Consider the following 22,056-nt stretch of genomic DNA (forward strand, 5'->3'; position numbering starts at 1 on the left):
ATTTGCCTCAGGCGGCTTTTAGCCGCGTCCGGCCTTCAGGTCGGCTTGTTTGTAGCGCATGTGCAGCAACGGGTAGGGCTGGTTCATGCCATCCCGTGCGGAACGCCCGACCACTTCAAAGCCTTGCTTGAGATAAAAGCCCAGGGCTTGCGGGTTCTGTTCGTTGACGTCCAGCTCGTTGGCGTTCAGGTGCTCCATGGCATAGCGCAGCAGTTGTTTGCCCAGGCCTTGGCCACGGTGTTGCGGGTCGATGAAGAGCATTTCGATCTTGCCCGCCGCCACACCGGCAAACCCGGTGATGCGTTGACGCTGGTCGCGAGTACAGATCAGCATCACCGCGTCCAGGTAACGGGTGAGTACCAGGTTCTTCAGCAGCTCGATGTAGCTGTCCGGCAGGAAGTCATGGGTGGCGCGTACCGACGCTTCCCAGACCCGGGTCAATTCTTCGTAATCGCTCGGTTTCGGCGTGTGGATGACCGAATGCTGACGCATGTCCGCCTGTTCCTTATGGTGGAAATGTTGTATCTGCATACGATAGCCGTAAAAAAGCCCCGCATCTTGTTACAGAGCAGGGCTTCATGACTTTTCAAGTGCAGGGCAGCCGGAAAAATATGCACATTCCCGTGGCGAGGGAGCTTGCTCCCGCTGGGCCGCGAAGCGGCCCCAAAACCTGTCGCATGCGGAGCGTCAGTCACACCGCACCCGCCGGTTTACGACTGCTTCGCAGCCGAGCGGGAGCAAGCTCCCTCGCCACGGGTACAGCATTTTCCCTGAGTGAACCGCATTACCCCTTGAGTGCAGGCCCTGCTCAGGCGATCTGCTCAGCCCACAAATCATACTCATCGGCGTCGGTGACCTTGCACCAGACCTTGTCGCCCGGCTTGAGGTTGCTGCCGTTGTCGATGAAGACGTTGCCGTCGATTTCCGGGGCATCGAAGAAGCAGCGGCCGACGGCGCCTTGCTCGTCGACTTCGTCCACCAGCACTTCGATTTCACGGCCGATGCGCATTTGCAGGCGGGCCGAGCTGATCGCCTGCTGGTGCGCCATGAAGCGTTCCCAACGGTCCTGCTTGACGTCGTCCGGGACCACGTCCAGGTCCAGGTCGTTGGCCGGTGCGCCTTCGACCGGCGAGTACTGGAAGCAACCGACGCGGTCGAGCTGGGCTTCGGTCAGCCAGTTCAGCAGGTATTGGAAGTCTTCCTCGGTTTCGCCGGGGAAGCCGACGATGAAGGTCGAGCGGATGATCAGGTCCGGGCAGATTTCGCGCCAGTTCTTGATGCGCGCGAGGGTCTTGTCCTCGAACGCCGGGCGTTTCATGGCCTTGAGCACTTTCGGGCTGGCGTGCTGGAACGGGATGTCGAGGTACGGCAGGATCTTGCCGGCGGCCATCAGCGGGATCAGCTCATCGACATGCGGATACGGGTAGACGTAATGCAGGCGGACCCAGACGCCGAGGCTGCCGAGGGCTTCGCACAGCTCGGTCATGCGGGTTTTCACCGGCGCGCCGTTCCAGAAACCGGTGCGGTATTTCACGTCGACACCGTAGGCACTGGTGTCCTGGGAAATCACCAGCAGCTCCTTGACGCCGGACTTGACCAGGCGCTGGGCCTCGTCGAGTACATCACCGACCGGACGGCTGACCAGTTTGCCGCGCATCGACGGGATGATGCAGAAGCTGCAACTGTGGTTGCAGCCTTCGGAAATCTTCAGGTAGGCGTAGTGACGCGGGGTCAGCTTGATGCCTTGCGGCGGCACCAGGTCGATCAGCGGGTTGTGGTCCTGGCGCGGCGGCACGACTTCGTGCACGGCGTTGACCACTTGCTCGTACTGCTGCGGACCGGTCACCGACAACACGCTCGGGTGCACGTTGCGGATATTGCCTTCTTCCACGCCCATGCAGCCGGTCACGATGACCTTGCCGTTTTCCTTGATGGCTTCGCCGATGACTTCGAGGGATTCGGCCTTGGCGGAATCGATGAAGCCGCAGGTGTTGACCACTACCACGTCGGCGTCCTGGTAGGTGGACACCACGTCATAACCTTCCATGCGCAGTTGGGTCAGGATGCGCTCGGAGTCGACCAGAGCCTTCGGGCAACCCAGGGATACGAAGCCAACCTTCGGGTTGGCTGGCGCGGGAGTGGTGGACATGTCTAACCTCGGTATAAGGGGGATCGTCTCGTGCGAGACAGGGCGCCTGACGCGCCTCTGATCAAAAAGTGCGCAATTCTATCCATGGCGGGCGCACTTGACCAGCTTTATGCAGGGAAAAACGACGAGTGCTGCGCTATGCTTCGCGCCTTTGCCTTCTGGCGATTGCTACAGTCAACAAAACGTCTGTAACAAAGCGTAAAACAGCGCATGCTGCGGCACAAAGCGTACGGCTTCTTTTAAAAGAAGACAGGTCTGGGGAATCAGGAGTGTTGGATGGGTCATGCAAGTAGTCAGGCGGCGACTGCCGAGCATTCGGCAACCAAGCCGCTGAGCATGCTGGTCGCGGCGGTCGGAGTGGTATATGGCGACATCGGCACGAGCCCCTTGTATACCCTGAAGGAAGTGTTTTCCGGCGGCTATGGCGTGCCGGTCAACCATGACGGCGTGCTGGGGATTCTGTCGCTGATCTTCTGGTCGCTGATCTGGGTCGTGTCGATCAAATACATGATGTTCGTCCTGCGGGCCGACAACCAGGGCGAGGGCGGGATCATGGCCTTGACCGCCCTGGCGCGGCGGGCGGCGGCCGGCAGGGCGCGGTTGCGCACGTTGCTGGTGGTCTGCGGCTTGATCGGTGCGGCGCTGTTCTATGGCGACAGCATGATCACCCCGGCGATCTCGGTGCTGTCAGCGGTGGAAGGCCTCGGCCTGGCATTTGAAGGCATCGATCATTGGGTGGTGCCGCTTTCGGTGGTGGTGCTGGTCGCGTTGTTCCTGATCCAGCGCCACGGCACCGCGCGGATCGGCATCCTGTTCGGCCCGATCATGGTGACCTGGTTCCTCGTGCTCGGCGCCCTGGGCGTGTATGGCATCAGCCAGCATCCGGAAGTATTAAACGCAGTGAACCCGGCCTGGGCCGTGCGTTTCTTTGTCGTCCACCCGGGCATGGGCGTGGCGATCCTTGGCGCGGTGGTGCTGGCGCTGACCGGGGCTGAAGCGCTGTATGCCGACATGGGGCATTTCGGTCGCAAGCCGATCGCTCGCGCCTGGTTTATCCTCGTGCTGCCGGGCCTTATGCTCAACTATTTCGGCCAGGGCGCCTTGCTGCTCGGCGACCCGGAAGCGGCGCGCAACCCGTTCTATCTGCTGGCGCCGAGCTGGGCATTACTGCCATTGGTGGGCTTGGCGACCCTGGCTACGGTGATCGCCTCGCAGGCGGTGATTTCCGGCGCGTTCTCGCTGACGCGCCAGGCGATCCAGCTCGGCTATATCCCGCGCATGTACATCCAGCACACTTCCAGCGCCGAGCAGGGCCAGATCTATATCGGTGCTGTGAACTGGTCGTTGATGGTCGGCGTGGTGCTGCTGGTGCTGGGCTTCGAATCGTCCGGTGCGCTGGCTTCAGCCTATGGCGTGGCGGTCACCGGTACGATGCTGATGACCACGATTCTGGTCTCTGCCGTGATCCTGTTGTTGTGGAAGTGGCCGCCGCTGCTAGCGGTGCCGGTGCTGTTCGGTTTCCTGCTGGTAGATGGGCTGTACTTCGCCGCCAACGTGCCGAAGATCATCCAGGGCGGCGCGTTCCCGGTCATTGCCGGTATCGCCTTGTTCGTGTTGATGACCACCTGGAAGCGCGGTAAACAACTGCTGGTGGAGCGCCTGGACGAAGGAGCGTTGCCGTTGCCGGTGTTCATCAGCAGCATCCGCGTGCAACCACCCCATCGTGTGCAGGGCACCGCGGTGTTCCTGACCGCGCGCTCGGATGCCGTGCCCCACGCGCTGTTGCATAACCTGTTGCACAACCAGGTGCTGCACGAGCAAGTGGTGTTGTTGACCGTGGTCTACGAGGACATTCCCCGCGTACCGTCGCAGCGGCGCTTCGAGGTCGATGCCTACGGCGAGGGCTTCTTCCGGGTCATCCTGCACTTCGGCTTCACCGACGAACCGGACGTGCCCCAAGCGCTCAAGCTCTGCCATCTGGATGAGCTGGATTTCAGCCCGATGCGCACGACGTACTTCCTCAGCCGCGAGACCGTCATCGCCTCCAAGCTTGAAGGCATGGCGCGCTGGCGCGAGTCGCTGTTCGCCTTCATGTTGAAGAACGCCAATGGCAACCTGCGCTTCTTCAATCTGCCGTTGAACCGGGTTATCGAGCTGGGGACGCAGGTGGAGATGTAGGCCTGTAACAGGGCCCATGGCAAGGCGGATCCCTTGTGGGAGCGAGCCTGCTCGCGAAGGCGGCGGCACATCCAGCACGATGGCCTAATGAGTCGACGCTTTCGCGAGCAGGCTCGCTCCCACAAGGGGGGCACCAAGCGAGCAACAAAAAAGCCCCTGCACCGTGAGGTTGCAGGGGCTTTTTGTCAGCGGTGTATCAACTCACTGCGCGGCAGGTGTGGTCTGCCGCTTGTTGATCTCATCGATCAACCGCTTGGCCAGGGCCGGGTAGTTTTCATCGAAGTGATGGCCGCCGGGCAGCTTTATGGCTTCGCCTACGGCGGTCTTGTCGGTGCAGCCACTTTCGTTGGCTTCTTCGGCGCCGTAGATGCACACCACTTTTTCCGCCGGCAGCTTGGCCATTTCCGGGCCGGTGGCGGCTTCGGTGCCGGCGTTGCCGAGCCAGCCCTCGACTTCGATTTCGAAGCTGCCGGTGCGGGCAAAGGCGAGCAGGATAATCGCATCGACGCGCTGCTGTTCTGTCGCCGGCAAGCGGTTGTAGATCGCCGGCAGGACATCGGCGCCGAAGGAATAGCCGGTCAGGATGAAGCGTTTGGTGCCCCAGATCTGGCGATAGTGTTGCATCAGCTCGGTCAGGTCGGTCGCACTCTGTTCGGGGCTCTTGTGCTGCCAGTAATAGCGCAGGGTGTCGATGCCGACCACCGGGTAACCGACCTTGGCCATCTCATCGGCCACGTCGCGGTCCAGGTCACGCCAGCCACCGTCGCCGGAAAGAAACAGCGTCACGGTGTCCCGGGCCTGGCTGGCGGGGACTTCCACCACCGGGATGCTCAGGCCGCCCTTGCCCTTGTCGGCGCCCACCAGGATCTTGCGCAGTTCGTTGTTCAGTACCTGCGCCAGGTTGATGTCGTAGTCGCTGATGCTGGTTTCGGCATTCTTCTGGTCGCGCACGAAAGCGGCGCTGGTATCGTCGGGATTATCGTTCCACGCCACCAGCCAGCGACCATGGGCAGCGCTTTTGGGCAGCAGGTGGGTGCAGCCGGGTTTTTCCAGGGCCAGGTCGACCGAGACGGCCTGGGCCTTGTCGTCCTTCTGTTCAGCCAGCCAGCGCCAGGCCAGCACCGCGCCGGGACCGATGCCGCTGACCAGCGTGGCCGGGCCGTGCAGCTGCCGCAGGCCGGCTTGCAAGGCACGCCCTTGAAGCATGCAGTCCTTGGGCAGGATCACCTGGACGATCTGCGCCGAGCCGCTGCGGCTGAGGGTCGTCAATTGGGTGTCGCTGAGCTTCTGGTCCTCGTTGACCGCCACCAGCACCTGGGCGCGTGCCTTGGTGCCGGGGATGACCCGGGTCATCGGCACGCCGTCGGCCGGCTCCAGTTGTTCCAGGGTCGGTTGCGGGGCCGGGCGGTTCCAGTACCAGTAGCCGCCACCGAGAATCATCGCCAGCACCAGCAGGGCGGCCACTACGTATCGCCAGGAGCGTTGCATCATCAGCGTTTCACCAATCCAGTCAGGCCGCCCGCAATCAGGGCGGCGGTATCGGCCAGCGCCACCAGCGGATCGAGTCCGGCGGGCACGGCCATGTAACGAGGTTCCCAGTCAGGCTGGAATTTGTCTTTGAAGCGGCGCAGCCCCTGGAAATTGTAGAGCTGCTCGCCACGGCGAAACACCATCGAACCCAGGCGCTGGGTCAATGGCGCGCCGCGACGCGGTTGCAGGCCCGAGAGCGGGACCATGCCGAGGCTGAAGCGGGCGTAGTCATGGTTTTTGTAATGCTGAATGAGGCCGACCATCATGAACTCCATGGTCAGCTTCGGGGCTTCGGGATGAGCCCGCATCAGGTCAAGGCTGGCCAGCTCATGGCTATGGGTTTCCAGCAGGTTGGCGAACGCCACCGGACGCCCCTCGAAACGAATCACCGCGATGCGGAAGTGCTTGAGGTAATCATGGCTGAATCGCCCCAGGGAGAAACCTTTCTCGCGCACATTCTTGCCGGTCAGCCAGGCATCGGAAATGACCTTGAGTTCGTCCATCGGCGCCTGGCCCGGTTCATGGATTTCCAGTGACAGGCCGTCACGGGTGCCGCGGTTCCAGGTGTAGCGCAGGTCCTTCATTTCCTTGCCCTTGGCTTCGAGATCAAAACGCTTGAGATCGACCCGCGCTTCTTCGCCCAGCTTGATCGCGGTCAGGCCGATGTCCATGTAATAGGGCAGGTTCTCGGCACGCACCTGATAGAACACTGGCCTGGCGTGGTAGATGTCGCACAGGTCACGAAACTGCCAGATCATTTCCGCCCGTTGCTGGGTCGGCCCGATCGGGTCGTACAACGCCACCAGGCTGCGGCCACGGCGGGCATACATCAGGAAGGCTTCATCGTTGGGATGAAACAGCAGCGCCTTGTCGCCGGTCAGGGCCAGGCCGCCGTCGGGTTGCGAAGACGCCATGAGAATCGTCCTGGCGCGCTCCAGCTCTTCAGCCGTAGGCAGGTGAATCACCGGCCGAGCGGTGCGCAGCAGCCAGGTCAGGGACACCACCACCAGCAGCACCGCGGCACCCAGCAGCGAGCGCAGGCCACGAGGCGCGTCGGCGTCCAGGGTGAACTGCCACCACAGTTGATGGCTGTAGGGCACATCCTGATAGGCAAACAGCAGCAGCCAGATCGACGCACCCAGCACGCAGAGGCTGGCAATCAGGAACAACGGCGAGAAAGGCAGCTCGGTCAGGCGACTTGGGCGGTAAAAGGAACGCCGGAAGACCGCCAGCAGGGCAGCGGTCAGCGTCAGCAGCGTGGCTTCTTCCCAGTCGAAACCCTTGAGCAGCGAGAGCAGGGCGCCCACCAGCAACAGGACAGTGGTCAGCATCCAGGCTGCGGACAAGCGGCGACGCAGGCCTTGGGCGAGCAACAGGCACAGCACGCCCACCAGGCTGGCGCCAAAGTGCGAGGCGTCCACCAGGCGATGGGGGATCAGGAAACCGATGTGCTCCAGGCGCGTGTCGATCTCCGGCGTCACGCCGGAAAACAGCAGCACCACGCCGGACAGGAACACCAGCACTGCGAGGATCGGCGCCGCGAAACCGGACGCCGCCCGCAGGGTCTGGCGGGTCTGGAACAGGCGTTGTGCCTCATTGATCAACAACAATACGCACGCCACCAGCATCGGCAGCAGCACATAGATCAGCCGATACAGCAGCAGTGCGGCTGCCAGCGGCGCCGCCCCCAGCTTGTCGGCAAACGCGGCCAGCAGGATCGCTTCGAACACTCCGACGCCGCCCGGCACATGACTGAGGACGCCGGCGGCCAGCGCCAGCAGGTAAACCAGCAGGAAGGGGCCGAACGGTGGCGCTTCTGGCAGCAACAGATAGAGCACCGTTGCAGCGGCGGCGACATCCAGCGCGGTGATGATCAGTTGCAGGAACGTCAGACGGCGGCCCGGCAGACGCAGCGTGCGGCGACCGGCCTTGACCAGCAGGGCATCCCGATAGGGTTGTTCCGGCAGGCGGCGGCGATAGATGCCGATGGCCAGCGCGCAGGTCAGCAGCAACACGGCAACGGCGATCACCCCCAGCAACGTGGCGGGAAGGTGCAGGGCGGCAGAGGCGGCAGGCAGATTGCTCAACGTCGCCAGGGCCGCCAGTGGCGGTAGCGCGCAACCCAGTGACAGGCTGGCGAACAATGTCATGTGGGCGACATCCGCCGCCCCCAGGCCGTGGCGGGCATACAGGCGGTAGCGCACCGAACCGCCCGACAGCAGCGACAGGCCGATCGCATTGCCGATGGCAAACGCGCTGAAGCCGCCGAGGATCAGGGTTTGGGTGGGCAGCTTCACGCCGGCGTAGCGAGTGGCGGACCATTCATAGCCCAGCAGAATGATGAAGCCGGCCACGGTGGCGGCGATCGCACCGAGCAGCGCCGGCCGCGGCACCTCGAGAATCGAGTCGTGAAGGGCGTAGAGGTCGAGTTCGCTCAGGAGGTGACGGCAGGCGATCAAGGCAATCGCAAACAGCAGCAGCGTGACGGCGAGGCCGATCGGTTGCCGGTACTGGCTGATCCGGTCCAGCCAGCGCAATCGCTCGGCCTTGATCGGTTGTGTCGCATTGACAGTGTCTTGTGGGTCAGACGAGTGGGCGCGCATCAATCACCTCTTGAGCTATGCGCGACAGGATGGGGGTATCCAGCCAAGTTACCAATCCCTGCGGCGGAAAATAATTACAAAATATTTGTAATGGGGCTTTTTCGGCACACACAAAAAAGGCCACTCTTTCGAGCAGCCTTTCTTGATATTTGGTTGCGGGAGCCGGATTTGAACCGACGACCTTCGGGTTATGAGCCCGACGAGCTACCAGACTGCTCCATCCCGCGTCTGTGTGGCGGCATTCTACAGGCGAACGCCGGACTGTCAACCGTTAATGGAGCGCCGGATGAAATAAACGGCCGGTTCACCTAAATGCGCGAAAACAAACGGAAATCGTCCTACAACTTCGACGTTTTGCGATGGCGGTAGCGACAAGGAATGCACCGGCAGGGGAAAACACGCGCGCACAAAAAAAGGCCACTCTTTCGAGTAGCCTTTTCTGATGTTTGGTTGCGGGAGCCGGATTTGAACCGACGACCTTCGGGTTATGAGCCCGACGAGCTACCAGACTGCTCCATCCCGCGTCTGTGTGGCGGCATTCTACAGCGAATCGCTCGGCTGTCAACCCCCTTTGCTGGAAAAACCTGTTCAGCTTCAAATGGTTAGCCTTCGCCAAGGCAATGTGACAGCGCTGTGACGCAGGCCTGGCAAGGCCTGGCGCTCTATTGGGCGGTTCGCTGCGATTGAAGAAACACATTCATGTAGGCGTTTTCCACATCTGTCGAAGGATCTTTCAAACTACTGGTGCTATGTACAGGTTCGAGTGAGATACTGGCGCTCCGATCTATCGCATGTACCGCTGCTTATATGACGCAACGCAAAATCATCCACGTCGACTGCGACTGCTTCTACGCCGCGATCGAAATGCGCGATGATCCGCGGCTGGCCGGCATACCCCTGGCCGTCGGTGGCTCGGCGGACCGGCGTGGGGTCATCGCAACCTGCAATTACGAGGCGCGGGCCTACGGTGTGCGCTCGGCCATGTCTTCCGGCCACGCGCTGAAGCTCTGCCCCGACCTGACCATCGTCAAGCCGCGGATGGACGCCTATCGGGAGGCCTCCAAGGAAATTCAGACGATTTTCAGCGATTACACCGACCTGATCGAACCGCTGTCGCTGGACGAGGCGTATCTGGACGTCTCCGCCAGTCCGCATTTCGGCGGCAGTGCCACGCGCATCGCCCAGGATATTCGCCGGCGTGTTTCCAACCAGCTGCACATCACCGTTTCCGCAGGCGTGGCGCCGAACAAGTTTCTCGCCAAGATCGCCAGTGACTGGAAAAAGCCCAACGGCCTGTTCGTCATCACGCCGGACCAAGTGGAAGATTTCGTCTCGGCGCTGCCGGTGAGCAAGCTGCACGGCGTCGGCAAGGTCACCGCCGACAAGTTGAACAGGCTCGGGATTATTGACTGCCTGCACTTGCGCGAGTGGGACAAGTTGGCACTGGTGCGTGAATTCGGCAGTTTCGGCGAGCGACTCTGGAGCCTCGCCCGTGGGATTGACGAGCGCTTGGTGCACAACGACAGCCGGCGGCAATCCATCAGCGTGGAAAACACCTACGACGTCGATTTGCCTGATCTGCAGAGCTGCCTCGACAAACTGCCCGAACTGATGGAAACCCTGGGCGGGCGCATGGCGCGGATCGACAGCAGCTATCGACCGGGCAAGCCGTTCGTCAAAGTGAAATTCCATGACTTCACCCAGACCACCCTTGAGCAGGCTGGGGCAGGGCGGGACCTGGGCAGTTACCAGCTATTGTTGACCCAGGCGTTCAACCGCGGCGGCAAGCCGGTGCGATTGTTGGGGATAGGGGTGAGGCTGGAGGATTTGCGGGGCGGGTTTGAGCAGTTGGAGTTGTTTGAGCGGTAAAACCGCTGGCCTCGGGAAATACGCGACACCCTGTGGCTAGGGAGCAAGCTTCTTAGCCACAGGGGAACATGCAGAGTCAGCTCGCGCCCGGGTCCGCCACCAACCGGCCGCCATCCTTGGTCAGGGCCTTGATGAATTCGGCCTGCAGTTCCGGATCGTTGCGGGTCAGTTCGATCAGGCTCTGTTCGAGTTCGCTGGCTTCTTCTTCAAGCCCCAGTTCCGAGAGACGCTTGACCCGATGAACCCACTGGCTCACTTCGTCGTCTTCCAGGTCGTCGTAGATCAGGGCGTGGGCTTCGACCAGTTTGCTGCGCAACGTACTGCTGACGCTCAGGGATGAGTCGGTGTGCACCTCGTCCTGGGCATCCGTCACACTGATCTGCAGTTTGCCGAACTGGCTCAGGTCATGCTCGGCGAACGGGCTTTCCAGCAGGTTCAAGCGCAACACGCCGTTACGGTCGGTGCTCAGCTCGAATGTCTGCCGGGCGGCTTTCACCTGTACCGGGCGTTCGCTCCAGGGCAGGCTCGAATGTTCCGTGCGCTTGTCGCGCTGGATTTCATCGATACCTGCCAGGTTTTGCTGGGCGCGGCCATTGGAAGGCACGTTCATGAACGGATTGAGACCGGCAAAACCGTAGCTGATCCAGTCGCGGGTCGCACTGTCCGGCAAGCTGCCGAGGGCGAACACATTGACCACGTTCGCGCCGACGCCGGCCACCACCGCCACCGCGCCCAGCGGAATCTCGTAGACCTCCCGCCAAGGCTGGTACGGCGTGTAGCGATCGTAATGGCGGGTGACCTCGAACTCGGTGACCTCGAAAGTCTTCTGTTCGTTGATCCGCACCCGACGCTGCGGCAGGTCGAGCACCTTGGGTTCGCCCACATCGATCTGCAGGCTATGGTCGAGCAATTTGCGCTCGATCCGTTCTTCGTGCTCGTTGCGTTGCGACATCTGGTTGGCGCAGCCGCTGACCAGCAGGGCGCCGCACAGTGCGGCGCCCCCGAGGCCTAAGGTGTTTCGCTTGAACATGACGTCTCTATCTGGTCTCAGCGGCGGATACGGGCCTGAAGGAAGGACAGCACGTCGGCGACCGGCAGCGCTTGCGCCTCGGCCTCGGTACGGCTCTTGTATTCCAGGTTGCCATCGGCCAGGCCACGGTCACTGACGACGATCCGGTGCGGGATGCCGATCAGTTCCATGTCCGCGAACTTGATGCCGGGGCTGGTTTTCTTGTCGCGGTCGTCCAGCAGTACTTCGAAGCCGGCGGCCGTCAGTTCGGCGTAGAGCTTGTCGGTCGCTTCGCGAACCTGTTCGGTTTCATAGCGCAGCGGCACCAGGGCAACCTGGAACGGCGCCAGCGTGTCGCTCCAGATGATGCCGTTCTCGTCGTTGTTCTGCTCGATGGCCGCAGCCACCACGCGGGACACGCCGATGCCGTAGCAGCCCATCTGCAGCGTGACCGGCTTACCGTTCTCGCCGAGCACTTCGCACTTCATCGCCTTGCTGTACTTGTCGCCCAGCTGGAAGATATGCCCGACTTCGATGCCGCGCTTGATTTCCAGCGTGCCCTTGCCGTCCGGGCTCGGGTCGCCGGCTACGACGTTGCGCAGATCGGCGACGGTTGGGACCGGCAGGTCGCGTTCCCAGTTCACGCCGAAATAGTGCTTGTCATCGATGTTGGCACCGATGGCGAAGTCGCTCATCATTTCCACCGAGCGGTCGATGATGATCGGCAGCGGCAGGTTCAACGGGCCGAGGGAGCCGGCACCGGCGCCGATGGCATCGCGCAGCTCGGCATCGGTGGCCATGACCAGCGGGCTGGCGACGCCAGGCTGGTTGGCGGCCTTGATTTCGTTCAGCTCGTGGTCGCCACGGATGATCAGGGCAATCAGCTTGCCTTCTTCTTCCGCGCGCACGATCAGGGTCTTGATGGTGCGTTCGATCGGCAGGTTGTAGCCTTCCACCAATTGGGCAATGGTCTTGGCGTTCGGCGTATCGACCAGGCGCAATTCTTCGGCCGGCGCGGCGCGGGAGGTTTCCCGTGGCACGGCTTCGGCTTTCTCGATGTTCGCGGCGTAGTCGGAGCCGTTGCTGAAGACGATGTCGTCTTCGCCGGACTCGGCCAGCACGTGGAATTCGTGGGAGCCGGCACCGCCGATGGAGCCGTTGTCGGCTTCAACCGGGCGGAACTTCAGGCCCAGGCGGGTGAACACGTTGCAGTACGCCTGGTGCATGCGGTCGTAAGTGACTTGCAGCGAGGCCAGGTCGGCGTGGAACGAGTAGGAGTCCTTCATGATGAATTCGCGACCGCGCATCAGGCCGAAGCGCGGACGGATCTCGTCACGGAACTTGGTCTGGATCTGATACAGGTTGATTGGCAGTTGCTTGTAGCTGCTCAACTCGTTGCGCATCAGGTCGGTGATCACTTCTTCGTGAGTCGGGCCCGCGCAGAAATCGCGACCATGACGGTCCTTGATGCGCAGCAGCTCCGGGCCGTATTCCTCCCAGCGCCCCGACTCCTGCCACAGCTCGGCCGGCTGGGTGCTCGGCATCAACACTTCCAGAGAGCCGGCGGCGTCCATTTCTTCGCGGACGATGGCTTCGACCTTGCGCATCACCCGCAGGCCCATCGGCAGCCAGGTGTACAGGCCGGAGGCGAGCTTGCGGATCATGCCTGCGCGCAGCATCAGCTGGTGGCTGATCACGACGGCGTCGGAAGGCGTTTCTTTCTGTGTGGCGAGCAAAAATTGACTGGTGCGCATGGTTGGCCGTTGTCGGTTGCTGATGACGAGAAGTGACGCAGCATTGTACGGGCGAGATGCCCTGGCGTACAGGCGCGTGGCCGGTCGCCGGATTCAGGCGTCGCTTTCGTCGGCGCCTGTTGAGATTTCCTACAGCTCTTGAGCGGGCCGGGGCGGCGGCGATTCCGACTCTGGCGCCGAGCCCTCTCGGCGATTCTCCTGATACCAGTGCAAGGCGATCAGCAGCAAGGTCGGAACGCCGAGCAACGCGGTGATCAGGAAGAAATCGTGGTAGCCGAATTTTTCCACCATGACCCCGGAGTACCCGCCGATCAGGCGCGGCAACAAGAGCATGATCGAGCTGAGCAGGGCGTATTGGGTCGCGGAGAATTTCAGGTTGGTCAGGCTCGACAGGTACGCGACGAACGCCGAGGTGGCCAGGCCGGAGCTGAAGTTGTCGAGGGAGATCGTGACGATCAGCATCTTCAGGTTGGCGCCCATGTCCGTCAGCATCAGGAACAGGATGTTGGTGGCGGCCGACGATACGCCGCCGATGAACAGGATCGGCAGGATGCCGAAACGCACGATCAGCAGGCCGCCCATGCCGGCGCCGACAAGGGTCATGATCAGCCCGAAGATCTTGCTGACGCTGGCGATCTGGTCCTTGGTAAAACCCTGGTCGATATAAAAAACGTTGGCCATGACGCCCATGACCGTGTCGGACATCCGGTAGGTCGCGATCAGGCCGAGCAGCAGCAGGGCCTGCCAGCGGTAGCGCAGGATGAAATCGTTGACCGGCGTCAGTACCGGCGCCAGGCCTCGGCGCCCCATGGACGACAGGCACAGGGCGGTCAGGATGATATAGAGGATGGCGCGCAGGAAGGCGCGGTCCTGGAGCAGCAGGTCGAGCAGGCTGACGCCTTCGAACAGCACGCTGGCAAAGTCGGTGTTGTAGAGCTGGGTGAACATCGCCGGGACCGACACCAGCAGCACGATCAATACGAATACCGAAGCCAACTGATGGACGAAGGTATAGCGGCCGGCCTGCAATTGAGTACGCAACGGTACTGGCGGCTCGCGCATGAACAGCGAGGTCAGCAGCGCCGGGACCATTAGTACGCCAAACAGCAGGTACGTACCCGCCCAGGCCGAATGCTTGTAGCTGAACCCGGTGGAGCCGAACCCTTCGGCGAAAAACAGCGCGCCGGCGGTAGCCAGCAAGGCGGCAACCCGGTAGCCGGACATATAGCTGGCAGCCAGGGCGGCCTGGCGGGTGTCGTCGGCGATTTCCAATCGGTAGGCATCGACGGCGATGTCCTGGGTGGCCGAGGCGAAGGCCACTATGACGGCAATCGCGATCAGCCAGGACAAGTGTTTTTGTGGGTCACAGAAACCCATGCCGACAAGGCCGAGGATCACCAGGGCCTGGGAGAGCACCAGCCACGAGCGTCGACGTCCCAGTTTGCCGAGCAATGGCAGGCGCCATTGGTCGAGAAGGGGCGACCAGACCCATTTGAAGGCATAGGCCAGGCCGATCAGGCTTGCGTAACCAATGGTTTCGCGGGCCACGCCGGCCTCGCGCAACCAGACCGACAGCGTGGAAAACACCAGCATGTAAGGCAGGCCGGCGGCGAAGCCAAGCAGCAACAGCACGAGCGTCGAAGGACTGGCATAGGCGGCAAGGGCGGCGCGCCAGGTTTTACGGGGCATGGGCTGGAGTCTGCCTCAAAAATTGCGAAAACAAAGCGCGCACTCTAACCGCTGTGCTCTACCGGGCGCCAGCCATGACGCTGAATATCAACACGATTATTCAGGACACTGATCCCTTCCATGCGCAGGCGTGCGCGTTGTTCGTCTCCCGAGGCGCTGCCCGCCGGCAGGCTGATCCGACCACCGGCACCGAGGACTCGATGCCACGGCAGCTTCGTGTCGTTCGGCAACTGGCTGAGCGTTCGTCCGACCCAGCGCGCGGCGCGGCCCAGACCCGCCATTTCGGCGAGTTGACCATAGGTGACGACCTTGCCGGCCGGCACTTGGGCCAGGGTCAGGTAAAGCGTGGTGCGGCGGATCTGGGCGGCGTTCTCGGGGGCCGCTGGGGTGTCGGTCACGTGGGGAATTCCTGAAAATGGCCGTCTGTAGATTAATGCCTACAGGGCCAATTGATAAATGAACTCATCATCCATATGCAGGTCAGTCGTTGCTGAGGTGTCATCCTGGGGGATAATGCCGCCTTTTCCTCGCAAACTTGAGCCCATTATCGCTTATGTTGTCCAGAACCCTGTTGTGCCTAGCTGTTACCAGTGCCTCCATGCCTTTGCTCGCCGATACCGTCTGGTTGAAGAACGGCGACAAACTCAGCGGCAAGATAACCGTTTTCGACGGCGGCAAATTGCTGATCCAGACCGATTACGCGGGTGCTATCCCGATTGACTGGAAACAGGTCAAGACACTTGAAAGCGACCAGCAACTGCTGGTCAAGCAGGATGCCTACACCGGCGAAAAAGCCAAGGCGTTACAGGCGGCCGAGGATGGCAAGGTCACGCTGGCCAATGGTGATGCGCCCAAGACCGTCGAGCTGGCGAGCATCCAGCAGATCCTCAAACCCAAGCCGGTGGTCGAGGACCTCGTGTGGAAGGGCAATATCGACGCTGCACTGGATTATCAGCGTGCGGAAGCCGATACCGACGATTACGACATCGACTTCAAGACCTCGGCGCGCCACGGCAGATGGCGGCACACCGCCGAAGGCGAATACAACCGCGAATTCCAGGATGACGTGGTGTCGGCCGACAACTGGCGGCTGGAGTATTCCCTCGACCGCTTCCTCACGGAAAAATGGTTCTGGCAAGGTCGCCTGAACTACAAGCGTGACAAGGTCGAAGACCTGGCCCGCCAGCGCGTGGTCGGTACCGGTCCGGGTTATCAGTTCTGGGATGACGAACTGGGCGCTTTCTCCCTGGGTTCGCTGCTCAACCGCACCGACTATGAATATCGCGACGGCGGCAAGGACAACTTCTATTCCGTGGCGATGAAGTGGGACTACAACCGTTACCTGATCGGCAAGCGCGTCGAGCTGTTTACCAACGGCGAAGTGGGCAAGCCGCTGTCCGGCGTGGCTGAATACGCCTATGACGCCGAGATCGGGTTGCGCTACAAGGTCACCGATTGGGCGTCGCTCAACCTCAAGGCCGAGAAGGATGTCATCGAAGGGACCGAAGACAGCGACCTGAGCAAGACGCGCTACACCGCCGGCTTTGGCGTGACCTGGTAACCCCCGGTCAACACCACCAGACCCTGTGGGAGCGAGCCTGCTAGCGGAAGCGGTACACCAGTTGTCACAGATGCAACGGGTCCGTCGCTTTCGCGAGCAGGCTCGCTCCCACAGTTTTTTGTACGCAGGCATAAACACCCAGGCACAAAAAAGCCCCGCTTTTGAGGGCGGGGCTTTTTACTAAAGCAAGGACAAGTTAGATAACTTGAACTTCTTCAGCTTGCATGCCTTTCTGACCGCGGGTAGCGATGAAAGAAACCTGTTGGCCTTCTTTCAGGCTTTTGAAGCCGTCGGATTGGATAGCTTTGAAGTGAACAAACAGGTCGTCACCGGATTGTGGGGTGATGAAGCCGAAGCCTTTTTCATCGTTGAACCACTTAACGGTACCGGTTTGGCGATTAGACATGGTGTAACTCCTTGAACAAAGATAACTGCGACTCAGGAAGAACCCTGGCCGAGACTGAGTGCAAAGAGCAGGAAAAATTCTTGTAGATGGTTGGATCGAAATTCAACATATCGTGTAGAGATTCTCAGTGACACAAGCAACACAGTGACGCCACCTTACCCCTTTTTCCGAAACGTGCCAATGGTCTTTGCGAAGGTTTCTCGGTTTTAATGACTGACGGCAATGGCGATAGCCGTCAGAGCCCGGAAATCAAGGCGGATCGCCGAGAATTGCGTCTCGCACTTTGAACCCGTCCCGCGCCCCGGTAAGATGCCGGACAGTTTTTTCCACCTCGCTATTTCAGGAAACCCGCCATGAGCATCAAATCGGACAAGTGGATTCGCCGCATGGCGCAAGAGCACGGCATGATCGAGCCCTTCGTAGAGCGCCAGATGCGTGGCGAAGGCGCCGAGCGGCTGATTTCCTTCGGCGTTTCCAGCTACGGCTACGACGTGCGCTGCGCCGACGAATTCAAGGTGTTCACCAACATCAACTCGGCCACCGTCGACCCGAAGAATTTCGATGAGAAGAGCTTCGTCGACGTCAAAAGCGACGTTTGCATCATTCCGCCGAACTCTTTCGCCCTGGCCCGCACCGTCGAGTACTTCCGCATCCCGCGCAACGTGCTGACCATCTGCCTGGGTAAAAGCACCTACGCCCGCTGCGGCATCATCGTCAACGTGACACCCCTGGAACCTGAATGGGAAGGCCACGTGACCCTGGAGTTCTCCAACACCACGACCCTGCCGGCGAAGATCTACGCCAACGAGGGCGTGGCGCAGATGTTGTTCCTTGAGTCCGATGAGGAATGTGAAGTTTCTTACAAGGACCGTGGCGGTAAATACCAGGGCCAGCGCGGTGTGACACTGCCGCGTACCTGATTCTGACGAGCTGTTGGAATTCCTGAGCGGGCAGGCACTCTATTGGGTGTACTGCCCGTTTTTGCGTCTGCGCAACGGGCCTTCGCTCAGGAGTTGCTCTATGAAGATCGATCCGCGAATCAGTGCCGAACTGGCAAGGCTTGAGCCCAATCAGATCGGCGTCCTGGCTTGGTCATTACTGGCCCACCCTGCTGAAGCGGCGGGCGGCATCCCTGGCCAGCCCGACCCCGATACCCCTAACGAACAGCCTACCGAACCCGGCGAACCGACTCTTCCGGACGAACCGCCTCCCGCGCCCGTAGCCTGATCAGCCAATGGCCCGTCAGTTCAAGCCTGAACGCTTCAACTGACGGGCCATATTTCGTTGTCGCCCACTACGAAGATCTTGCAGTCGTTGTCCTGATCGACCCGATAGCCTCCCGTGAAGGCGCCGAAGGCCGGTAGCAGGCTGATCTCGCTACCGAGGCGGAAGCACGGCAGGCGCAGGCGTTGCCGGCCTTTACCGCTCAGGTGGTAGACCGGGTGCACATGCCCGGCGAGCACGTGTCGACTTGGATGCGGGGTAGGCTCGTGTTGCACGGCGAAAGGGCCCAACAGCAATGGCTCGGGGACGACGCGGATATTGAGTGCCGCTGGCGGATCGCCGGCGCGTTTGTCGTGATTGCCGCGGATCAGCGTGATGGCAAGTTTGCGATGCCGTTCACGCCAGTCGGCAAGGGCCTTCAAAGTGCCTGGGGCATGAGAGCCGGGCCCATGCAGGAAGTCCCCGAGGAATATCAGCAGTCGGCACGGCAGGCTCGCCAGCAACCCGTCAAGCATGGCGATGTTGTTCGCCGTGGTGCCGTGGGGTACCGGTTGGCCGAGGCTGCGGTAGGCCGCGGCCTTGCCGAAATGCACATCGGCCACCATCAGGGTTTCCTGGGCCGGCCAGTACAGGGCTTTTTGCGGCAACAGCCAGAGCTCTTCGCCCGCGAGGTTGACGGGATACGGCGCGGGCATCAGGCGCTTCCTCGATCAGCGGTTTTTTCCAGTTCGCTGACCATGCGCCGGATGCGATCGGCGAGCTTTTCCGAACTCATGCTTTCGCGGAATCGCTCCACCAGCAAGGGGAAGCCCAGCGGAGTAGGGCGTTTGATCAGGTGCAGGTCGAGTGTCAAGGTATCGAGGCGTTCCAAGGTCTGCTCCAGTCGGCGTATATCCAATTCTTCGCGCAGGACTTCCTCGCCGGCCTGGGCCAGCAGCAGGTTATCGGCGTCATATTGCTTGAACACTTGATAGAACAACCCGCTGGAAGCCTGCACTTGGCGGGTGCTCTTGGGGGCGCCGGGGTAGCCGGCGAACACCAGCCCGGCGATCCGGGCGATTTCGCGGAAGCGGCGCAGGGCCAGTTCTCCGGCGTTCAGGCTGGCGAGAACGTCGGCCAGCAAGCCATCGGTGCGCAACAGCGCCGGGTTCAGGTGCGTTGACCAATCCAGCTCGGTGGCACTGAGCAATTCCAGGCCGTAGTCATTGACCGCAATCGAGAACGTCACCGGTTGGCGCTGGCTGACGCGCCAGGCCAACAGGCTGGCCAGGCCCAGATGTACCTGGCGCCCGGCGAACGGATACAGGAACAGGTGCCAACCCTCCCGGGATTTGAGCGCTTCGGCTAGCAGCGTTCCCTGCGTCGGCAGGCCGGACCAACGCAGCTGCGTTGACAGCAGCGGCAGTACGGCTTGCATTTCCGGTCCGTCGAAACGGCCCTGGGCGGCTTCGCTCAAGCGCGCGACGACCGCAGCAGCGAGCTCGCTGGAAAGCGGCATGCGTCCGCCATTCCAGCGCGGCACGGCGGCTTTTTTCGCCTGGCTGCGGCGTACGTAAGCTGTCATGTCCTCGACCCGGACCAACTCGAGCAATCGCCCGGCGAACAGGAATCCATCGCCGGGGCGCAAGCGTGCGATGAATCCTTCTTCCACGCTGCCCAGGGTCTTGCCGCCGCCGCCCTTGCTCCAGAATTTCAATTGCAGGCTGGCGTCACTGACGATGGTGCCAATGCTCATGCCGTGGCGCCGGGCCAGACGCGCGTCAGGCACGCGCCAGATCCCGTGTTCGTCCGGTTCGACCCGTCGGTAATCAGGGTAGGCGGTCAGCGACAGGCCGCCGTGGCGCACGAACGCCAGCGCCCAGGCCCACTCGGCCGGGTTCAGGTCGCGGTAGGCCCAGGCCCCGCGCACCTCATCGAACAGCTCCTCGGGCACAAAACCACCACCCAAGGCCATGCTGACCAGATGCTGGACCAGTACATCCAAGGGTTTGTGGGGCGATTCACGCGGCTCGATTCGCCGCTGTGCCACGGCATCCTGGGCGGCGGCGGCCTCGATCAGCTCCAGGCTATGGGTCGGCACCAGGGTTATACGCGAGGTCCGCCCCGGTGCATGGCCGGAGCGTCCGGCGCGTTGCATCAAGCGAGCGACGCCCTTCGCGGAACCGATCTGCAACACGCGCTCCACGGGCAGAAAATCCACCCCGAGGTCGAGGCTGGACGTACACACGACTGCCTTGAGCTGGCCCTCCTTCAACGCCCGCTCCACCCAGTCGCGGGTGTCGCGGGATAACGAGCTATAGTGCAACGCGATCAGTCCGGCCCAATCCGGGCGCGCTTCCAGAATGGCCTGGTACCAGATTTCCGCTTGCGCGCGTGTATTGGTAAAGACCAGGCAACTGCTGCTGGTGTCGATTTCAGCAACCACCTGGGGCAACATTTTCAGGCCGATATGCCCCGCCCACGGAAAACGTTCGAGGGTTGGCGGCAACAGCGTATCGACCTGCAACGCCTTGGCATCGGCGCCCTGCACACTTATTCCGCCGCCTTGTGGGATCAATACCTGCTCGGCGTGGGCCTGGTTACCCAGGGTCGCGGATACGCCCCAGACAATCAGCCCGGGGTGCCAGTAGCGCAAGCGAGCCAGGGCCAGCTGCAATTGCACGCCGCGCTTGTTGCCGAGCAATTCGTGCCACTCGTCCACCACGACCATGCGCAGGGTCGACACGGCCGTTTGCGCATCAGCGCGGGCGAGCATCAGCGTCAGGCTTTCGGGCGTGGTGATCAGCGCCGTGGGCAAGCGCCGGCCTTGTCGGGCGCGTTCGCTGGCGCTGGTGTCACCGGTGCGCAGGCCTACGCTCCAGGGAATCTGCAGCGGATCGAGGGGCGCTTCGAGAGCCTTGCCGGTGTCGGCGGCCAGCGCGCGCATCGGCGTTATCCACAAGACGGTCAGCGGTTCGCTCGGCGGTTTGCGTTTACGAGGCTTGTCCGGTGGCGGCACGCTGCGGGCGAAACGGTTGAGGGCGGCAAACCAGACGGCGTAGGTCTTGCCGGCGCCGGTATTGGCATGCAGCAACCCTGACTCGCCGCGCTTGACCGCAGCCCATACCTGCTTTTGAAAGGCGAACGGCTTCCAGCCGCGGGCATCGAACCACTGTTTCGCGAAGTTGCTGGATGTCCCCATGCGTGCGGTATGCGCCCTGAAAGTCCTTCTTCAAAGACCACGGCGGGGTGTGAAAGGTTTTATGACACAGGTTCTGGCAGGCGCGCTTTTGTGGCGAGGGAGCTTGCTCCCTCGCCACGGCGGGAGGGGAATCTATTTCAGATTGCCACTGAGAAACTGCTTGAGACGTTCGCTCTTCGGGCTGCCCAGCACGTCTTCCGGCGCGCCTTCTTCTTCCACCAGGCCCTGGTGCAGAAACAGCACCTGATTGGATACCTTGCGGGCGAAGCTCATCTCGTGGGTCACCATGATCATGGTCCGGCCTTCTTCGGCCAACCCCTGGATGACCTTCAAGACTTCTCCCACCAGTTCCGGGTCCAGGGCCGAGGTCGGTTCGTCGAACAGCATCACCTCAGGCTCCATGGCCAAGGCGCGGGCAATCGCGACGCGTTGTTGCTGGCCACCGGACAGGAACGCCGGGTATTGCTCGGCGACACGTGCCGGCAGGCCGACCTTGTCGAGATAACGGCGGGCGCGATCCTCGGCTTCCTGCTTGCTGACGCCCAGCACCCGGCGCGGCGCCATCGTGATGTTTTCCAGCACGGTCATGTGGCTCCACAGGTTGAAGTGCTGGAACACCATGGCCAGGCGCGTGCGGATGCGTTGCAGCTCGTCGGCGTCGGCCACGCGCATGCCGTGGTGATCCTTGATCATCTGGATCGATTGGCCGTCCAGGCTCATGGCGCCGTCGTTGGGTTGTTCAAGGAAATTGATGCAGCGCAGGAAGGTGCTTTTGCCCGAGCCGCTCGCGCCGATCAGGCTGATCACGTCGCCGGTCCTGGCCTTGAGCGAGACCCCTTTGAGCACCTCATGCTGGCCATAGCTTTTGTGCAGGCCTTCGATGGTCAGTTTGTACATGGAACA

17 protein-coding genes and 2 tRNA genes are annotated in these 22,056 nt (G+C 61.8%); 5 read left to right on the forward strand and 14 right to left on the reverse strand.

The features are described 5' to 3' along the window. Positions 1-18: 18 nt before the first annotated feature. Together PSH78_RS06270 and rimO are read right to left on the reverse strand one after the other, a co-directional pair. Positions 19-492: a GNAT family N-acetyltransferase gene (locus PSH78_RS06270; protein WP_305499178.1), complete on the reverse strand. Its 474-nt coding sequence runs from the start codon at positions 490-492 to the stop codon at positions 19-21. 316 nt (positions 493-808) lie between these two features. After that, positions 809-2,149, reverse strand: coding sequence for a 30S ribosomal protein S12 methylthiotransferase RimO (rimO, locus tag PSH78_RS06275; RefSeq protein ID WP_305499179.1), 1,341 nt, complete (start codon positions 2,147-2,149; stop codon positions 809-811). Positions 2,150-2,485: 336 nt separating this feature from the next. Here rimO and PSH78_RS06280 point away from each other — a divergent pair, with 336 nt between their 5' ends. Continuing rightward, positions 2,486-4,327, forward strand: coding sequence for a potassium transporter Kup (locus tag PSH78_RS06280; RefSeq protein ID WP_370871112.1), 1,842 nt, complete (start codon positions 2,486-2,488; stop codon positions 4,325-4,327). 201 nt (positions 4,328-4,528) lie between these two features. Here the strand turns inward: PSH78_RS06280 and PSH78_RS06285 are convergent, their stop codons facing one another. From PSH78_RS06285 to PSH78_RS06300, 4 genes are all read right to left on the reverse strand, one after another. Next, on the reverse strand, positions 4,529-5,818 hold the full coding sequence (locus PSH78_RS06285; protein ID WP_305499183.1) for a virulence factor family protein: 1,290 nt from the start codon (positions 5,816-5,818) through the stop codon (positions 4,529-4,531). Further along, positions 5,818-8,460 (reverse strand): bifunctional lysylphosphatidylglycerol flippase/synthetase MprF, encoded by a 2,643-nt coding sequence (gene mprF, locus PSH78_RS06290; protein ID WP_305499185.1) that lies wholly within the window; start codon positions 8,458-8,460, stop codon positions 5,818-5,820. Before mprF ends, PSH78_RS06285 begins: the two co-directional genes overlap by 1 nt. Before the next feature lie 150 nt (positions 8,461-8,610). Next, positions 8,611-8,687 (reverse strand) — tRNA-Met (locus PSH78_RS06295). Between the two features lie 220 nt (positions 8,688-8,907). Continuing rightward, positions 8,908-8,984 (reverse strand) — tRNA-Met (locus tag PSH78_RS06300). A 283-nt stretch (positions 8,985-9,267) separates the two neighbouring features. Here PSH78_RS06300 and dinB point away from each other — a divergent pair. Then, positions 9,268-10,329 carry a DNA polymerase IV gene (gene dinB / locus PSH78_RS06305; RefSeq protein WP_305499186.1) on the forward strand — a complete coding sequence of 354 codons (1,062 nt, stop codon included), beginning with the start codon at positions 9,268-9,270 and terminating at the stop codon, positions 10,327-10,329. A 76-nt stretch (positions 10,330-10,405) separates the two neighbouring features. Here dinB and PSH78_RS06310 read toward each other — a convergent pair whose 3' ends face one another. The 4 genes from PSH78_RS06310 to PSH78_RS06325 form a co-directional block, all read right to left on the reverse strand. Then, entirely contained in the window at positions 10,406-11,359 is a 954-nt protein-coding gene (locus tag PSH78_RS06310) for a hypothetical protein (protein WP_305499188.1), read from the reverse strand. A 17-nt stretch (positions 11,360-11,376) separates the two neighbouring features. Then, positions 11,377-13,092 carry a proline--tRNA ligase gene (locus tag PSH78_RS06315; RefSeq protein WP_305499189.1) on the reverse strand — a complete coding sequence of 572 codons (1,716 nt, stop codon included), beginning with the start codon at positions 13,090-13,092 and terminating at the stop codon, positions 11,377-11,379. Positions 13,093-13,221: 129 nt separating this feature from the next. Further along, positions 13,222-14,781, reverse strand: coding sequence for an AmpG family muropeptide MFS transporter (locus tag PSH78_RS06320; RefSeq protein WP_305499190.1), 1,560 nt, complete (start codon positions 14,779-14,781; stop codon positions 13,222-13,224). Between the two features lie 44 nt (positions 14,782-14,825). Continuing rightward, entirely contained in the window at positions 14,826-15,188 is a 363-nt protein-coding gene (locus PSH78_RS06325) for an MGMT family protein (RefSeq protein ID WP_305501187.1), read from the reverse strand. Between the two features lie 146 nt (positions 15,189-15,334). Between PSH78_RS06325 and PSH78_RS06330 the strand changes: the two genes are divergently transcribed. After that, the gene (locus tag PSH78_RS06330; protein WP_305499191.1) at positions 15,335-16,342 is read left to right on the forward strand and encodes a DUF481 domain-containing protein; all 1,008 of its coding nucleotides are present in this window, start codon (positions 15,335-15,337) and stop codon (positions 16,340-16,342) included. Between the two features lie 196 nt (positions 16,343-16,538). Here PSH78_RS06330 and PSH78_RS06335 read toward each other — a convergent pair whose 3' ends face one another. After that, positions 16,539-16,748: a cold-shock protein gene (locus PSH78_RS06335; protein WP_002554837.1), complete on the reverse strand. Its 210-nt coding sequence runs from the start codon at positions 16,746-16,748 to the stop codon at positions 16,539-16,541. A 353-nt stretch (positions 16,749-17,101) separates the two neighbouring features. On the opposite strand from PSH78_RS06335, the gene dcd reads away from it, so the two are divergent. Further along, the gene (gene dcd, locus PSH78_RS06340) at positions 17,102-17,668 is read left to right on the forward strand and encodes a dCTP deaminase (protein WP_274105043.1); all 567 of its coding nucleotides are present in this window, start codon (positions 17,102-17,104) and stop codon (positions 17,666-17,668) included. Between the two features lie 100 nt (positions 17,669-17,768). Beyond that, the gene (locus tag PSH78_RS06345; protein ID WP_305499193.1) at positions 17,769-17,975 is read left to right on the forward strand and encodes a hypothetical protein; all 207 of its coding nucleotides are present in this window, start codon (positions 17,769-17,771) and stop codon (positions 17,973-17,975) included. A 35-nt stretch (positions 17,976-18,010) separates the two neighbouring features. Here the strand turns inward: PSH78_RS06345 and pdeM are convergent, their stop codons facing one another. The 3 genes from pdeM to PSH78_RS06360 all read right to left on the reverse strand — a co-directional run bounded on the left by pdeM (position 18,011) and on the right by PSH78_RS06360 (position 22,050). Beyond that, positions 18,011-18,667 (reverse strand): ligase-associated DNA damage response endonuclease PdeM, encoded by a 657-nt coding sequence (pdeM, locus tag PSH78_RS06350; protein WP_305499195.1) that lies wholly within the window; start codon positions 18,665-18,667, stop codon positions 18,011-18,013. Then, positions 18,667-21,153, reverse strand: a complete 2,487-nt coding sequence (locus PSH78_RS06355; RefSeq protein ID WP_305499196.1) for a ligase-associated DNA damage response DEXH box helicase — start codon at positions 21,151-21,153, stop codon at positions 18,667-18,669. The genes pdeM and PSH78_RS06355 overlap by 1 nt, the downstream gene beginning before the upstream one ends. A gap of 132 nt (positions 21,154-21,285) precedes the next feature. Next, positions 21,286-22,050 (reverse strand): ABC transporter ATP-binding protein, encoded by a 765-nt coding sequence (locus PSH78_RS06360; RefSeq protein ID WP_305499197.1) that lies wholly within the window; start codon positions 22,048-22,050, stop codon positions 21,286-21,288. Positions 22,051-22,056: the final 6 nt, after the last annotated feature.

Origin of the sequence: Pseudomonas sp. FP198 (genome assembly GCF_030687895.1) — a bacterium.
Taxonomy (GTDB): domain Bacteria; phylum Pseudomonadota; class Gammaproteobacteria; order Pseudomonadales; family Pseudomonadaceae; genus Aquipseudomonas.